Here is a 14736-nt window from a genome sequence, read left to right as displayed (position 1 = left end):
GGCAACTCGGGCGGGGCAACTCGGACGCTTCAGTGCGAAGCGCGGCGGCTCCCGGCCTGATCGGTTTCGATCTCGCCCGCACCGGATGCGTCGGCCGCCTCAGCATTGACCGTGGGATCGAGGCTGTCGGCGCGTTTCCATTGCTCATCGAGCCGCTCGCGTGACGTCGCGGCCGCGCTCTGATGCATCTCCGCCCGCTCCTGCAGGCGCGTCGCCTCGGCGGCCTTCGCCTCGGCCTCGGCCTGTGCGGCGCGAGCCTTGGCGGCGGTCTCGTCGGCGACGGCCTGCCTGCGTTCCACTCGCACGCTCTCTTGTTTGGCCTGCTCGCGGATCTCCTCGGCCCGGTGCAGACGGCGCCGCTGCGCTGCCCTGCGTGCGGCGATGATCACCGCCACGAGCAGCAGGACGGCCACGAGGGCGGCCACCACGATCCAGACGACGTTGTTCGTGCTCATTGTTGGGCTCCGTTCAGGGGAGTGTTGGTGCTTCAGCCCGGCCCTGAGCGGGTTGCCATATTCGACAGGTACCAAACAAGCGCCGCCTGCGGGCGCTTGCCCCGAACACGACGTTTTGCCGATCGCGTGCGTCGAAATTTGCGGCGACGGTAGTCGACGGCGCGTCAATTCACGAGCGAAGCGATTTCCACCAGCCGCGGCGCGGCTGATTCGGATGGCCGGGGCACCACATCGATTCCGGCACCATTGCGCGGACTTGTTCGACGTGTGCGCCGCAGCCGGCCCACGTCGTCTTCCCGCACGTGCGACATTTGACGGGATGGCACATCAGCGTGGACTTTCCTCGAGCACCGGCGGCCCTTGGGTCGGCCTTTGCAGCGTGGCAAATTCGGGGGTTTTTGCCGCGACCAGAATCGCGTCGAGCAGGCGGACGCCGGCCTCGTGCCGCGGGATCCGCGTCAGCACCGGGCCGTGGAATCCGCGGCCGTCGACCACGATGATCGGACTACCCCCCGGGCCCCCGAGGGCGGCCTGGCTGGCCCGGTGGCTGTCTGCGACCTCGTCGTCGAGGCTTGCGTCCCCGAACGCCTCGGACAGCGATTCCTCGAGCCCGCACGCGGCCAGGAGCGCCCTCAGCGCATCCCCGTCGAGTTCGTCGTCGCGCACTTGGAGCCGCGTTCCCAGCGCGCCGTACAGCCGCGCGAATGCGTCCTGCCCGTGCTTGGCGACGACCGCGGCAAAGAGGCGCCCCAGTCGCCGTGATCGTTCCATCATTTGCTGTTTCTTGCCCTCGAGTTCCTGGCCCTCGTTCAGCACCGCCAGGCTCATCTGCCGCAGCGTGACCGGGGTTCCGGCGGCGCCGGCCGCGTCGAGCAGCCACCGCGAGGTGACCCAGGAAAACGGGCACACCGGGTCCAGGTAGAGGTCGACGTCCGTCATCGGTTCTTTCCTTCCCTCGCCTCCCGATAATACCCCCGCGGGTATACCGCTGTCGATGCGGCGGGACGCCGCGGCCGCTGCCAGCAGAATGGGTTCATGACGCTCGATCTAAACGGGTACTTCGAACGCATCGGTTACCGTGGCGCGGCCGAGCCGAACCTCGACGTCCTGCAAGGGCTGGTCACGGCGCACACCGGGTCGATCCCGTTCGAGAACCTCGATCCGCTGATGGGGGTGCCGGTCGACGACCTGAGCGTCGAGGCGCTCACCGACAAACTGGTCTATCGGCGCAGGGGCGGTTACTGCTACGAGCAGAACGGGCTGATGGGCTACGTGCTCGCCGCACTCGGTTTCCAGGTGCGGCGGCTGGCCGGGCGGGTGCTCTGGATGCTGCCGCCCGGCGCGCCCCTGGGCGCGCAGACGCACACGGTGCTGGCGGTCACCTTCCCCGGCTCACCGGGGCCATACCTCGTCGATGTCGGCTTCGGCGGTCAGACGCCCACATCGCCGCTCCGGTTGGAAACCGGCACCATCCAGCAGACCGCGCAGGAGCCGTACCGGCTCGAGGACCATGGTGAGGGCCTCCTCCTGCAGGCGCAGGTCCGCGGTGAGTGGACTCCGCTCTACGTGTTCAGCACCCGGACCGCGCCGGACGTCGACCTGCAGGTGGGGAGCTGGTTCGTATCCACCCACCCCGAGTCGATATTCGTCACCGGACTAATGGTCGCCCTGGTGGGTGACGACGGCCGACTGAATCTTTCCGGGCGTCACCTGACCATCCACCGGGCCGACGCCAGCGAGAAGGTCCCCCTCGGCGACGCGGCTGCCGTCGTCGACACCCTCGCCGAGCGGTTCGGCATCGACGTGAGCGGGGGCGCTGATCGCGGCGCGGTCGAGGCCCGAATCGCACAGATCATGGGCAACTGATCGCGGCGCATCCGACCGAGGTGTGATGTGTCACGAGACGGAGCCGAATAGTGACGACCGCCATACCCGCGCAAATGCGCCGATTTGTAACTATGTCTATTAGCCTCTCCCAACGTGGGTCGGGATCACGAATTAACCAATATCGGCGCGGCCGCGAGCAGCGCAAATGCTGATGTCGCCGGTGCCGGCAAGATCGTGGTGCCCGAGGGCGTGACGTTGACCTCGAATTTCGACCAAAACCGGGCTCAGCTCGGTGACAGGCCGGCTTACCGGTTCATCGACTACTCGCACGAGCAGGACGGGCAGGTCGCCGAGCTCAGTTGGAACGAACTCTGGTCGCGCGTGTGCGCGATCGGGGCCCGTTTGCAGCAGGTCACCAAGCCCGGCGATCGCGTGGCGATCCTGGCGCCGCAGGGCCTCGACTATGTCGCCGGCTTCTTCGCTGCCGTCCACGCGGGCAACGTCGCGATCCCGCTCTTTGCGCCGACTTTGGCGGGGCACGGCGAGCGGCTGGCGGCGGTGCTCGCCGACGGCCGGCCGGCCGCGATCCTGACCACGACCGCGGCCGCCGAATCGGTTCGGGCGTTCATCCGGACCCTGCCCGCGGACGAGCGGCCGCGGATGATCGCGGTGGACGCGGTGCCCGCGACGCTTGCCGCCAGCTTCACCGACGTCGTCCGCGACACCGACGATCTGGCCTACCTGCAGTACACGTCGGGCTCGACCCGCACGCCGGCCGGGGTGGAGATCACCCATCGCGCCGTCTACACCAATGCGATGCAGATGATCGTGCACGGCGGGCTGAACACGGACGTCCAATGCGTGAGCTGGCTTCCGCTGTATCACGACATGGGTTTGATGATGATCGTGTTCACCGCGTACTTCGGGGCGCACGTCACGCTGATGGATCCCATGGCATTTCTTCGCCGGCCCTACCGCTGGATCAAGCAGCTGGGTCTCGCGGCCACCCGCGGGCGGACCATGGCGGCGGCCCCGAACTTCGCCTTCGAGTTGACGGCCCAGCGGGGCCTTCCCCCCGAGGGCGAGCCCCTCGACCTCAGCAACGTTGTGTGCCTGCTGAACGGGTCGGAACCCGTGACGATGTCGGCCATCGAGCAGTTCACCAATGCCTTCGCCCCGTACGGGCTGCCGTCGGACGTGGTCAAGCCGTCCTACGGGATGGCCGAGGCGACGTTGTCGGTCGCCAGCATCGCCTCGGACGCCTCGGCCAGCGCAGTCTTCCTCGACCGGGAGCAGCTCGGCGCAGGCCGCGCGGTGCGGGTCTCGCCGGAAGCCCCGGGTGCGGTGCCCCATGTCTCGTGCGGCCAGCCGATCCTCGAGCAGTGGGCGGTGATCACCGACCTGGACGGCGCGGAGCTTCCCGATGGCACCGTGGGGGAGATCTGGCTGCATGGCAACAACATGGGCCGCGGATACTTCGGCCGCGAAGACGAAACGCGACGGGTGTTCTACAACAAGCTGCAGTCCCGGCTGCAGGTCGGTAGCCATGCCGACGGCGCCCCGGACAACGGCTGCTGGCTGGCCACCGGCGATCTCGGTGTCTATCTCGACGGCGAGCTGTACCTGACGGGGCGCATCAAGGACCTCATCATCATCGACGGCCGCAACCACTACCCGCATGACATCGAAACGACGGTGAGCGAATGCTCGCCGTCCATCCGCACCGGTTACGTCGCCGCGTTCTCCGTTCCGGCGGACAGTGTTTCGGTGGGCAGCGGGTCCGGTGAGCAGGTGGTGATCGTCGCCGAACGCGCCGCCAGGGCGGGGCGCGCCGAGCCGGATTCGATCGCCGAGACGGTGCGCGCGGCGGTCTCGCGGCTTCACCAGATCCGCGTCGCCGACGTGCGGCTGGTGGCCGCCGGGGCCATCCCGCGCACCACGAGCGGCAAGCTCGCCCGCCGCGCGTGCCGGGCCGAGTACCTGGCCGGGCGGTTCAACCGCTGACGGACAGCCACGGCCCCATTCGCCGCAGCGCCTCCTCGATGTTGCCGGTGGGGCCGGCGAACGACAACCGGACGAACGAGTTGCCGCGCGTCGTGTCGAAGTCGATGCCCGGCGCGATAGCGACGCCGGTGTCGGCCAGCAGCCTCGAGCAGAAACCGAGCGAGTCGTCGGTGAAGTCGGAAACGTCGGCGTAGACGTAGAACGCGCCATCGGTGGGCGCCAGCCGGTCGACGCCGATGGTGCGAAGCCCGTCGAGGAGCAGCGAGCGGTTGGTCGCGTAGTGCCGCAGGTTGCCGTCCGCCTCGGCCGTCGCCTCCGGCGTGAACGCCGCCACCGCGGCGACCTGGGACAGGACCGGCGGGCAGATGGTGAAGTTGCCGGTCAGGCAGTCGACCGCGCGGCGCAGCGCGGTCGGCACCAGCAGCCAGCCCAGCCGCCAGCCCGTCATCGCGTAGTACTTGGAGAAGCTGTTGACCACCACCGCGTCCCGCGAGGTCTGCCAGGCGCAGCTGGTCCGCGGTGCCCCCGGGTAGACCAGCCCGTGATAGACCTCGTCGCTGATGAGCCGGACCCCCGTCTCCTCGCACCAGGAGGCGATCGCGGCCAGCTCGGCCGGGGCGATGACCGTGCCGGTGGGGTTGGCCGGGCTCGCGACGATCACGCCTTGCACCGGGGAGTCGAGTTCGGCCAGCACCTGCGCGGTGGGCTGGAAGCGGGTCTGCGGTCCGCAGGGGATCTCGACAACCTCGCATCCCAGGGCGGACAGGATGTTCCGGTAACAGGGGTAGCCGGGGCTGGCCAACGCGACCCGGTCGCCCACGTCGAAGCAGGCGAGGAAGGCGAGCAGGAACCCGCCGGAGGAACCCGTGGTGACCACGACCGCGTCGGCGTCGACGTCGATGTCGTGCTTGCGACGGTAGTCGGCGGCGATCGCGGCGCGCAGCTCCGGAATGCCTAGCGCCACCGTGTAGCCGAGTTCGCCCCGATGCAGGGCGGCGGCCGCCGCCGCGCGCACCGCTTCGGGCGCGCCGACGCTGGGCTGGCCCGCCGACAGGTTCACCAGGTCGCCATGGCTGCGCTGGCGCTCGGCGGCCGCCAGCCAGACATCCATCACATGGAAAGGCGGGATGCCGGCGCGCAGTGCGACGTGGTCGTTCACTTCGACGTTCTTGGCTGCAGTGCCTCGGCCTCGAGTCGGGCGAGCAATTCCCCCGGGGAGTCGAGCAGCTGGGTGCTGCCGTGTGCGCGCTTGAAATACAGGTGCATGTCGTGTTCCCAGGTGATCGCGATTCCGCCGTGCAATTGAATGCCCTCGGCGGCCACGACGCTGAGGGCCTCGGTCGCCGCGAGCCGTGCGGTGGCGGCGTTGGTGGTGGTGGGCTCACCGCAGGCCTCGGCGACGACGGCCTTAGCGGCGGCGACGTGGACGTACAGGTCGGCCATCCGGTGCTTGAGCGCCTGGAAACTGCCGATGGGGCGGCCGAATTGCACGCGGCTCTTCGAGTACTCGACCGTCAGCTCCAGGCAGCGCTCGGCGGCGCCGATCTGCTCGGCCGCCAGCAGGATCGCCGCGGTGTTCGCGAGGCCCGGGTCGGCGCCCAGCTTCTCGGTCTGCTCGGGCCGCACGCGGGCCAGCCGGCGGGTGGGGTCCATGGTGGGCAGGGATTCGGCGCTGAACCGGGTCCACCTGCTGAGCTCGCCGTCTTGGACGGCAACGGCGACGTCGGCGATGTCGCCATTGAGCACGTAGTCGGGATCCAGCACCAGCGCACCGATCAGGCGGCCCTCGGCCAAGCCTTCCAGCGTTTCACCGTCCGGTTCGGGGGCGGCGAGCAGCGCCAGCTCCGCCAGCGTGGTGCCGAGCAGGGGAGACGGCACCAGGTTCCGGCCCAGCTCGTGCAGAACGGTCGCCGCATCGGCCAATTCACCGCCGGCGCCGCCCAGCTCCTCCGGTATCACCAACGCGGCCGCGCCCACCTGTTCACACAGCAGCTGCCAGAGCGACTCGTCGTAGCCGCGGTCGGACTCGCTCGCGGTGCGCACGGCGGACGGGCTCGCGTGCTTGGTGACCAGGGCGGCGACGGTCTCCCGCAGCATCTCCCGTTCATCAGTCATAGCGTCTCCAGCACTCTGCGCCGGTGGTCCTCCGGCGTACCCCACGCCGACCGTAATGCCTGCACCCGCAGGAGCCACAGGGAGAGGTCGTGTTCCTGGGTGAAACCGATCGCGCCGTGGGTCTGCAGCGCCGCGCGCGCGGCCAGCAGGGCCGCGTCGGACGCGGCCGCCTTGGCGGCGCTGACGTCGCGGGGTTGCAGGGTCAACGCCGCGCCGTAGACGAGGGGGCGGGCCAGCTCAACCGCGACGTGCACGTCGGCGAGCTTGTGTTTGACGGCCTGGTAGGAGCCGATCACCCGGCCGAACTGGGACCGCTGCTTGGCGTAGTCGACGGCCGCGTCCAGCATCGCCTCGGCGGCGCCCACCAGCTGAGCGGCGGTGCCCAGCGCGCCGAACTCGTGGGCCCGCGCGATGTCCGCCTGCCACGGGGCGCCGGTGGCGGTGACGTCGAAGAGGCGGCGGCTGGGGTCGACAGACTCGTGCCGTTCCCCAGGCTCGGCCTCGGTGACGCCGGCGTCGGAGACCAGGAGCACCAGATCCGCCACATCGGCGTCGACGGCCCGGGGCGTGTGTGGCGGGTGCGCGACGGTGGCGATGAGGTCGCCGGCGGCCAGGGCCGCGCTGCGTTCGCCGTGGTCCTCGGTGGCGAGCAATACCGGTGCGACGGCGATGGATTCGGTCACGGGGCCCGGAACGCACCAGCGGCCGAGGCGTTCGAGGGCGACCACCAGGTCAACCGGTTCGGCCTCGATGCCGTCGAACTCCTCGGGCACGAGCAGCGCGGTGACGCCGAGGCTGGCCAGCTGCTCCCACACCTTGCGGCCCGGTGCCGCGTCGCCCGCGGACCACGCGCGCACCGCGGCGGGGAGGTCGGCCGCCGCGAGGGCGGCGTCGATGCTGGCCGCGAAGTCGCGCTGCTGTTCGTCGAGTTGGAATTCCACGGTCACTTCTTCTCTCGGGGCAGGCCCAACAGCCGTTCGGAGATGATGTTGCGCTGAATCTCATTGGTACCGGCGTAGATCGGGCCGCCCAGCGCGAAGAGCAGGCCGTCGGTCCAGGTGCCGGCCAGCTCACCGTCGGCGGCGAGGACGTCGAGGGCGGTCTGATGCAGCTCGACGTCGAGGTCGGACCAGAAGACCTTGGTCACCGACGATTCCGCGCCCAGTTCACCGCCGGCTGCCAGCCGGCTGACGGTGCCGAAGGTCTGCAGGCGGTAGGCCTGGGCCTTGATCCACGCGTCCGCGACCCGGTCGGCGAACGCGGCGGGGGAGCCGCGGTCTTTCCACAGCCGCACCAGCCGCTCGGCCGCCGCGAGGAAGCGGCCGGGGCTGCGCAGCGACATCCCGCGCTCGTTGCTCGACGTGCTCATCGCCGCGCGCCAGCCGTCGTTCGGACTGCCGATGACGTCGGCGTCGGCAACGAAGACGTCGTCGAGGAAGATCTCACCGAAGCCGGTGTCGCCGCCGAGTTGTGCGATGGGACGCACGGTGACGCCGTCGGCCTTCAGGTCGAACATGAGGTAAGTCAGGCCGTGATGCCGCTCGGCGGCGGGGTCGGATCGGAACAACCCGAAACCCATGTCGGCGAACGGCGCCCGCGAGCTCCAGATCTTCTGCCCGTTGAGCAGCCACCCCCCTTCGGTCCTGCTGGCGGTGGAGTGCAGCGACGCGAGGTCACTGCCCGACTCGGGTTCCGACCAGGCCTGCGCCCAGATCTGTTCGCCGCTGGCCATTTTGGGCAGGATTCGGTCCAGCTGCTCGGGGGTGCCGTGCGTGAACAGCGTGGGGGCGAGCATCGAGGTGCCGTTGGCGCTCGCCCGACCGGGGGCGCCCGCGCGGAAGTACTCCTCCTCGTACACCACCCAGTGCAGCAGGGGTGCGTCCCGGCCGCCGTACTTCTCCGGCCAGGTGATCACCGACAGGCCGGCGTCGTAGAGCACCCGGTCCCAATGCCGATGCTGGGCGAAGCCCTCGGCGTTGTCGTAGGACTTCGTCGGGATCTGCGCGGCGTTGGCCGACAGGAATTCCCGGACCTCGGCCTGGAAGGCCACCGTGTCTTCGTCCAATTGCAGGTCCATCAGGCCAGCTCCCGCAGTTGTCGTTTGACCACCTTGCCGCCCGGGTTGCGCGGCAACGTGTCGACGAACCGCACCGATCGCGGCGCCTTGAAGTTCGCCAAATGCTCCCGGGTGTAGGCGATCACCGATTGCTCGTCGAGCTCGGCCCCCGGCCCGGCCACCACGAACGCGCGGCCGACTTCGCCGAGTCGCTCGTCGGGTACCCCGATCACGGCGGCGTCGGCCACCCCCGGCATGCGCGCCAGGACCTGCTCCACCTCGGCGGGGTAGACGTTAAAGCCTCCGCAGATGTACATGTCCTTGAGCCGATCGGTGATGCGCAGGTTGCCGGCCGCGTCGACGGTGCCGATGTCGCCGGTGTGCAGCCACCCGTCGGAATCGATTGCGGCCGCGGTGGCTTCGGGATCGTCGAGGTAACCCAGCATGACGTTCGGTCCGCGCAGCAGGACCTCGCCGGATTCGGAGCCGGGCGCGGCGTCGATGCGCAACTCGAAATCGGCGAACGGCCGCCCGCACGTCGTCGCGACGGTGACCGCGTCGTCGTCCGCGCGGCACATGGTGCCCATGCCGTTGGCCTCCGTCAGCCCGTAAGCGGTCAGCACGATGTCGATGTCGAGTTCGGACTGCATGCGTTCCACCAGCACGACCGGCACGGTGGCCGCTCCGGTCACCGCGAACCGCAGCGAACTCAGGTCGTAGTCGGGCCGGGCCGGATGGTCCAGCAGCACCTGATAGATCGTGGGTGGGCCGGGCAGCACGGTGATGCGGTGTTGCTCGATCGCCTGCAGCGTGCGCACCGGGTCGAAGGTCAGGTGTGGAATCAGCGTGGCGCCGGTCTGCAGGCAGGCCAAGATGCCGGCCTTGTAGCCGAAGTTGTGGAAGAAGGGGTTGATGCACAGGTACCGGTCGGCGCTGGTGATTTTGCCGTTGGCGGCCCAGGACGCCGACGCCGACAGCGATTGCCGGTGTGCGCACAGCACGCCCTTGCTGCGGCCGGTGGTGCCGGAGGTGAACAGGATGTCGCTGACGTCGTCGGGCGCGACGGCGGCGGCCCGGGCGACGACCGCGCCGGTGTTGGTGCCTTCGGCGACGAAGGCATCCCAGCTTCCGTCGCCGGCTTCGATCGGGATGCGGACGATGTGCCGTAGGGCGGGCAGGGCGTCGCGCTTGAGCTCGGTGACCCTGTCCGCGCCGAGGAACTCACCCATCCCGAACAGCACGGGCGCCTCGGTGCGGGCCAGGATGTCGGTCGCCTCTTCCGTGGTGTACCGGGTATTGAGCGGAACCATGGCGGCCCCAGCGTGGTGGATCGCCAGGCAGGCCACCACCCAGTGCCAGGTGTTGGGCGACCAGATTGCGACGCGATCCGCCGGCCGCACCCCCAGGGCGATCAGCGCGGCCGCGGCCCGGTGGACCTCGTCGCGCAGGCCGGCGGCCGAGAAGGTGCGCTCGTCGGTGATCAGCGCGGGGTGGTCGGGATGTTGGTGCGCGAACCGATCCAGCGCCGCGGGTACGGTGCGGGGACCGTCCGTCATCGATGCTCCTCCAAGCGGCTGTCCATCATCGGCTGCCTAACAAAGCAAGTGCTTGGTAGGTTAGCCTACAGGTCATGGACGTCGAAGAGTTCCGGGCCGAGGTCCGCGAGTGGCTCGCCGACAATCTGATCGGTGATTTCGCGGCATTGAAGGGTCTCGGGGGCCCGGGGCGCGAGCACGAAGCCTTCGAGGAACGCCGGGCGTGGAACCAGCACCTGGCGGCGGCCGGGTTCACCTGCCTGGGCTGGCCCGTTGAGCATGGCGGGCGTGGGCTTTCGACCGCGCATCGGGTGGCGTTCTACGAGGAGTACGCGCTGGCGGACGCCCCGGACAAGGTCAACCACTTCGGCGAGGAGCTGCTGGGCCCGACGTTGATCGCGTTCGGAACCCCCGAGCAGCAGCGGCGTTTCCTGCCGCGCATCCGCGACGTGACCGAGCTGTGGTGTCAGGGCTATTCGGAGCCCGGGGCCGGCAGCGACCTGGCGAACGTGTCGACCACCGCGGAGCGCGACGGCGACGAATGGGTGATCAACGGCCAGAAGGTGTGGACATCGCTGGCCCATTGGGCGCAATGGTGCTTCGTGGTCGCGCGCACCGAGAAGGGCTCCAAGCGGCACGCCGGGCTCTCCTATCTGCTGGTGCCGCTGGACCAGCCGGGAGTGCAGGTCCGCCCCATCATCCAGCTGACCGGCGACTCGGAATTCAACGAGGTGTTCTTCGACGACGCGCGCACCGACGCCTCGATGGTGGTTGGTCAGCCCGGTGACGGGTGGCGGGTGGCGATGGGGACGCTGACCTTCGAGCGCGGTGTCTCCACGCTCGGGCAGCAGATCCGTTATGCGCGTGAGCTTTCGGACCTGGCCGGGCTGGCGCGGCGCAACGGCGCGGCCGACGACCCGTTCATTCGGGAGCGGCTGACGCGGGCCTGGACCGGCCTGCGGGCCATGCGCAGCTACGCCCTGGCCACGATGGACGTCGAGCAACCCGGGCAGGACAACGTGTCGAAGTTGTTGTGGGCCAACTGGCACCGCTCCCTGGGCGAGCTCGCGATGGACGTGATCGGCAAGCCGGGGATGACGTTGCCGGACGGGGAATTCGACGAATGGCAGCGGCTGTTCCTGTTCACCCGCGCCGACACCATCTACGGCGGGTCCAACGAGATCCAGCGCAACATCATCGCCGAGCGGGTGCTCGGCCTGCCCCGTGAGGTGAAGGGATGAGCGGTTGCGCGAAGACACAGGAGGAAGCATGAGTTTGTCGGAAGCGCCCAAAGAGGTCGCCGGCCACGGCCTGCTGGAAGGCAAGGTGGTCGTCGTCACCGCGGCCGCGGGCACGGGGATCGGTTCGGCCACCGCGCGGCGTGCGCTGGTCGAGGGCGCCGACGTGGTCATCTCCGACCACCACGAGCGACGGCTGGGGGAGACGGCCGACCAGCTGTCCGCGCTGGGGCTGGGCCGCGTCGAGAAGGTGCTCTGTGACGTGACGTCGACCGCCCAGGTCGACGCCCTGATCGACTCGACTACCGCGCGGATGGGCCGTCTCGATGTCCTGGTCAACAATGCGGGACTCGGCGGGCAGACGCCGGTCGTCGACATGACCGACGAGGAATGGGATCGCGTTCTGGACGTCACGCTGTCGTCGGTGTTCCGCGCCACGCGCGCGGCGCTGCGCTACTTCCGCGAGGCAAAGCACGGCGGCGTGATCGTCAACAACGCCAGCGTGCTGGGCTGGCGGGCCCAGCACTCGCAGTCCCACTACGCTGCGGCGAAGGCCGGGGTGATGGCGTTGACCCGTTGCAGCGCAATCGAAGCGGTCGAGTACGGCGTCCGGATCAACGCGGTGTCGCCGAGCATCGCCCGGCACAAGTTCCTGGACAAGACCACGTCGACCGACCTGCTCGACCGGCTGTCCGCGGGTGAGGCGTTCGGGCGGGCCGCCGAGCCGTGGGAAATCGCTTCTACCATTGCGTTCCTGGCCAGCGACTACTCGAGTTACCTCACGGGAGAGGTGATCTCGGTGTCCAGCCAGCATCCATGAGAAGGCCCTCCGGCCCTTTTCGCTAGGCGAGGCTCGCGGCGAAACCTCCGCCTACCACCAGGGCGATGATCAGCGCTGCGGTGGTCTGTCCCATCGAGGCGGCGGCGACGATTCCGACGACCGCGCTGATGAAGATGGTCACCACCAGGGCGGCCATCAGGATTCGGTGCGGGCTCGCCGCTCCCACGGAGCGTTGTGCAGCCAACGGCCTGTGCGGGCGGTCGAAGCCGGCCATCGCGCCACCTTCCCCGAGTGTGATGTGGAGTACACGATAACGCGAATGTGTGGTGCATCACAACGTGACGACGGGGGGTGAGCCGCTCGATGTTCCGGCTGGCTGGCCAAGCAAGCGCTTGGTTGATACTCTGGGCTGGTGGACCGAGTGCCCGGTCAGGCGAACAGCCGGCGAGACGAGTTGCTGGGCCTCGCCGCGACCATGTTCGCCGACCGCGGGTTGCGTGCCACCACCGTCCGCGACATCGCCGACGGGGCGGGCATCTTGTCCGGCAGTTTGTACCACCATTTCTCCTCCAAGGAGGAGATGGTCGACGAGCTGCTGCGCGGATTCCTGGACTGGCTGTTCGCCCGTTACGCCGAAATCATGCAGACCGAGGCCAACCCGCTCGAGCGGCTCAAGGGCTTGTTCATGGCGTCGTTCGAGGCGATCGAGCACCGGCACGCGCAGGTCGTCATCTACCAGGACGAGGCGCAGCGACTCTCCACGCAGCCGCGGTTCTCCTACATCGAAGACATGAACCGTCAGCAACGCAAGATGTGGTTGGAGGTCATCAACCAGGGCATCGACGAGGGATATTTCCAGCCCGAACTCAATGTCGACCTGGTCTACCGTTTCATCCGGGACACCACCTGGGTGTCGGTGCGCTGGTATCAACCGGGCGGGCCGCTCACCGCGGAGCAGGTGGGTCAGCAGTATCTCGCCATCGTCCTTGGCGGGATCACCACAGAAGGAGTCTGAAGATGGCTGGGATGTCCCAGGCGTACGTCATCGACGCTGTGCGCACCGCGGTGGGTAAACGAAACGGCGCTCTTGCCGGGGTGCACCCGGTTGACCTGGGGGCCCTGGGCTGGCGCGGCCTCCTCGATCGCGTCGATGTCGACCCCGCGGCCGTCGACGACGTGATCGCCGGTTGTGTGGACGCCATCGGCGCGCAGGCCGGCAACATCGCGCGCCTGTCGTGGCTGGCCGCCGGATATCCCGAAGAGGTGCCGGGTGTGACGGTGGACCGGCAGTGCGGGTCGAGCCAGCAGGCGATTTCATTTGGCGCGCAAGCGATCATGGCGGGGACCGCCGATCTCATCGTGGCCGGCGGCGTGCAGAACATGAGCCAGATCCCGATCTCGTCGGCGATGACCGTCGGCGAGCAGTTCGGTTTCACCTCGCCGACCAACGAGTCCAAGCAGTGGCTGCACCGATACGGCGACCAGGAGATCTCCCAGTTCCGCGGCTCGGAGCTGATCGCCGAGAAGTGGAACTTGTCCCGCGAGGAAATGGAGCGCTTCGCACTGACGAGCCACGAGCGCGCCTTCGCGGCGATTCGTGGCGGCCACTTCGACAACGAAATCATCACGGTGGAAACCGAATCCGGACCGTTCCGCGTCGACGAGGGCCCTCGCGACTCGTCGCCGGAGAAGTTGGCCGGCCTCAAGACCCTGGTCGAGGGTGGCCGACTGACGGCGGCGATGGCCAGCCAGATCAGCGACGGTGCCAGCGCGGTGCTCCTGGCCTCCGAGCGGGCGGTCAAGGATCACAACCTGACTCCCCGGGCCCGCATCCACCACATCAGCGCCCGCGCCGCCGACCCGGTGTTCATGCTGACCGGGCCGATCCCGGCCACCCGCCACGCGCTGGAGAGGGCCGGGCTGTCGATCGACGACATCGACACGGTGGAAATCAACGAGGCGTTCGCGCCGGTGGTGATGGCGTGGCTCAAGGAGATCAAGGCCGACCCGGAGAAGGTCAACCCGAACGGCGGCGCCATCGCGCTCGGGCACCCGCTTGGCGCCACCGGCGCCAAGCTGTTCGCCACCATGCTCAACGAGCTCGAACGCATCGGCGGCCGCTACGGGCTGCAGACGATGTGCGAGGGCGGCGGCACCGCCAACGTCACGATCATCGAACGGTTGTAGCGGCGCCGCCCCAGTGTCGTGAGCCATTAACAGTGCGTCGAAGGTGGGGGAAAAGTACACATTCCCAGCACTTTTCGACCTAGGGCCCACGCTCGGAAACGGCAGCGGACTAATGACTCACGCTAGCCCATCGTGAGGACCGCGGCCGCGGCGACGGCGATGATGCCGAAGAGCGCGGCGAAGATCACCGAGATCGACGCCACCATGATGTCGTGCTCGCTGGCGAACCACCGTCGCCGTTCTTCAACGGTTACGGTCTTGCTTCCCAATGCCAGTGCGGCCAGGGAGGCCTCATGACTCAATGACGCATCGCGAAACGGCAATCCGATCAATCGCATGGTCTCGCCGTGCGCGTCCGCCTCGCCGTGCACGTCCGTGGAGGGGGTTTCGTCCTCGAACTGTGCCGGTGTCGCGGTGGTTATGTCACGCCGCCCCGAGCCTGCGCACCGAAATCGGGGAGCCGGGGCCGCCGTCGTCAGCGTTCTCATGCTTCCAACGATACGAAGCGACCGCCAAAGTACGGCTACCGTTGAGGCGA

15 protein-coding genes are annotated in these 14736 nt (G+C 68.7%); 6 read left to right on the top strand and 9 right to left on the bottom strand.

Features of this window, described 5'->3' with window-relative positions; all coding sequences use genetic code 11:
* Positions 1-29: 29 nt before the first annotated feature.
* Both SKC42_RS11060 and SKC42_RS11055 read right to left on the bottom strand, forming a co-directional pair.
* Complete coding sequence (locus SKC42_RS11060; RefSeq protein ID WP_330964351.1) at positions 30-455, bottom strand: hypothetical protein; 426 nt, start codon at positions 453-455, stop codon at positions 30-32.
* A gap of 327 nt (positions 456-782) precedes the next feature.
* Entirely contained in the window at positions 783-1394 is a 612-nt protein-coding gene (locus SKC42_RS11055; RefSeq protein WP_330964350.1) for a mycothiol-dependent nitroreductase Rv2466c family protein, read from the bottom strand.
* Between the two features lie 96 nt (positions 1395-1490).
* On the opposite strand from SKC42_RS11055, the gene SKC42_RS11050 reads away from it, so the two are divergent.
* Entirely contained in the window at positions 1491-2321 is an 831-nt protein-coding gene (locus SKC42_RS11050) for an arylamine N-acetyltransferase family protein (RefSeq protein WP_330964349.1), read from the top strand.
* Between the two features lie 141 nt (positions 2322-2462).
* A complete protein-coding gene (locus SKC42_RS11045) occupies positions 2463-4286 on the top strand; it encodes a fatty acyl-AMP ligase (RefSeq protein WP_330964539.1) in 1824 nt (607 codons plus the stop codon).
* Here the strand turns inward: SKC42_RS11045 and SKC42_RS11040 are convergent.
* Genes SKC42_RS11040 through fadD3 form a run of 5 tightly spaced genes read right to left on the bottom strand, consistent with a single transcriptional unit; the run spans position 4276 to position 10013 of the window.
* Positions 4276-5445 carry a pyridoxal phosphate-dependent aminotransferase gene (locus tag SKC42_RS11040; RefSeq protein WP_330964348.1) on the bottom strand — a complete coding sequence of 390 codons (1170 nt, stop codon included), beginning with the start codon at positions 5443-5445 and terminating at the stop codon, positions 4276-4278. The genes SKC42_RS11045 and SKC42_RS11040 overlap by 11 nt on opposite strands.
* Positions 5442-6401 (bottom strand): acyl-CoA dehydrogenase IpdE2, encoded by a 960-nt coding sequence (ipdE2, locus tag SKC42_RS11035; protein ID WP_330964347.1) that lies wholly within the window; start codon positions 6399-6401, stop codon positions 5442-5444. Before ipdE2 ends, SKC42_RS11040 begins: the two co-directional genes overlap by 4 nt.
* Entirely contained in the window at positions 6398-7348 is a 951-nt protein-coding gene (locus tag SKC42_RS11030; protein ID WP_330964346.1) for an acyl-CoA dehydrogenase family protein, read from the bottom strand. The genes ipdE2 and SKC42_RS11030 overlap by 4 nt, the downstream gene beginning before the upstream one ends.
* Entirely contained in the window at positions 7345-8478 is a 1134-nt protein-coding gene (locus tag SKC42_RS11025; protein WP_330964345.1) for an acyl-CoA dehydrogenase family protein, read from the bottom strand. Before SKC42_RS11025 ends, SKC42_RS11030 begins: the two co-directional genes overlap by 4 nt.
* Complete coding sequence (gene fadD3, locus SKC42_RS11020; protein WP_330964344.1) at positions 8478-10013, bottom strand: 3-((3aS,4S,7aS)-7a-methyl-1,5-dioxo-octahydro-1H-inden-4-yl)propanoate--CoA ligase FadD3; 1536 nt, start codon at positions 10011-10013, stop codon at positions 8478-8480. Before fadD3 ends, SKC42_RS11025 begins: the two co-directional genes overlap by 1 nt.
* 74 nt (positions 10014-10087) lie before the next feature.
* On the opposite strand from fadD3, the gene ipdE1 reads away from it, so the two are divergent.
* Both ipdE1 and ipdF read left to right on the top strand, forming a co-directional pair.
* Entirely contained in the window at positions 10088-11233 is a 1146-nt protein-coding gene (ipdE1, locus tag SKC42_RS11015) for an acyl-CoA dehydrogenase IpdE1 (RefSeq protein WP_330964343.1), read from the top strand.
* 28 nt (positions 11234-11261) lie between these two features.
* Entirely contained in the window at positions 11262-12050 is a 789-nt protein-coding gene (gene ipdF / locus SKC42_RS11010; RefSeq protein ID WP_330964342.1) for a (5R,7aS)-5-hydroxy-7a-methyl-1-oxo-2,3,5,6,7,7a-hexahydro-1H-indene-carboxyl-CoA reductase, read from the top strand.
* Positions 12051-12072: 22 nt separating this feature from the next.
* Here the strand turns inward: ipdF and SKC42_RS11005 are convergent, their stop codons facing one another.
* Complete coding sequence (locus SKC42_RS11005; RefSeq protein WP_330964341.1) at positions 12073-12285, bottom strand: hypothetical protein; 213 nt, start codon at positions 12283-12285, stop codon at positions 12073-12075.
* Positions 12286-12423: 138 nt separating this feature from the next.
* Between SKC42_RS11005 and kstR2 the strand changes: the two genes are divergently transcribed.
* Both kstR2 and fadA6 read left to right on the top strand, forming a co-directional pair.
* Complete coding sequence (kstR2, locus tag SKC42_RS11000; protein WP_330964340.1) at positions 12424-13026, top strand: TetR family transcriptional regulator KstR2; 603 nt, start codon at positions 12424-12426, stop codon at positions 13024-13026.
* A gap of 11 nt (positions 13027-13037) precedes the next feature.
* Positions 13038-14198 carry a steroid 3-ketoacyl-CoA thiolase FadA6 gene (gene fadA6 / locus SKC42_RS10995; RefSeq protein WP_330964538.1) on the top strand — a complete coding sequence of 387 codons (1161 nt, stop codon included), beginning with the start codon at positions 13038-13040 and terminating at the stop codon, positions 14196-14198.
* 122 nt (positions 14199-14320) lie between these two features.
* Here fadA6 and SKC42_RS10990 read toward each other — a convergent pair whose 3' ends face one another.
* Entirely contained in the window at positions 14321-14686 is a 366-nt protein-coding gene (locus tag SKC42_RS10990; protein WP_330964339.1) for a hypothetical protein, read from the bottom strand.
* Between the last annotated feature and the right edge of the window lie 50 nt (positions 14687-14736).

Origin of the sequence: Mycobacterium sp. 050134 (assembly GCF_036409085.1) — a bacterium.
In the GTDB taxonomy this organism is placed as follows: domain Bacteria; phylum Actinomycetota; class Actinomycetes; order Mycobacteriales; family Mycobacteriaceae; genus Mycobacterium.
The sequence above is the reverse complement of the archived record's forward strand: the minus strand, read 5'-3'. Positions and strand labels throughout refer to the sequence as shown.

Coding starts and splice junctions, on each gene's coding strand:
- SKC42_RS11060 (WP_330964351.1), bottom strand. CDS start 455: ATGAGCACGAACAACGTCGTCTGGATCGTGGTGGCCGCCCTCGTGGCC.
- SKC42_RS11055 (WP_330964350.1), bottom strand. CDS start 1,394: ATGACGGACGTCGACCTCTACCTGGACCCGGTGTGCCCGTTTTCCTGG.
- SKC42_RS11050 (WP_330964349.1), top strand. CDS start 1,491: ATGACGCTCGATCTAAACGGGTACTTCGAACGCATCGGTTACCGTGGC.
- ipdE2 (WP_330964347.1), bottom strand. CDS start 6,401: ATGACTGATGAACGGGAGATGCTGCGGGAGACCGTCGCCGCCCTGGTC.
- SKC42_RS11025 (WP_330964345.1), bottom strand. CDS start 8,478: ATGGACCTGCAATTGGACGAAGACACGGTGGCCTTCCAGGCCGAGGTC.
- fadD3 (WP_330964344.1), bottom strand. CDS start 10,013: ATGACGGACGGTCCCCGCACCGTACCCGCGGCGCTGGATCGGTTCGCG.
- ipdE1 (WP_330964343.1), top strand. CDS start 10,088: ATGGACGTCGAAGAGTTCCGGGCCGAGGTCCGCGAGTGGCTCGCCGAC.
- ipdF (WP_330964342.1), top strand. CDS start 11,262: ATGAGTTTGTCGGAAGCGCCCAAAGAGGTCGCCGGCCACGGCCTGCTG.
- SKC42_RS11005 (WP_330964341.1), bottom strand. CDS start 12,285: ATGGCCGGCTTCGACCGCCCGCACAGGCCGTTGGCTGCACAACGCTCC.
- fadA6 (WP_330964538.1), top strand. CDS start 13,038: ATGTCCCAGGCGTACGTCATCGACGCTGTGCGCACCGCGGTGGGTAAA.
- SKC42_RS10990 (WP_330964339.1), bottom strand. CDS start 14,686: ATGAGAACGCTGACGACGGCGGCCCCGGCTCCCCGATTTCGGTGCGCA.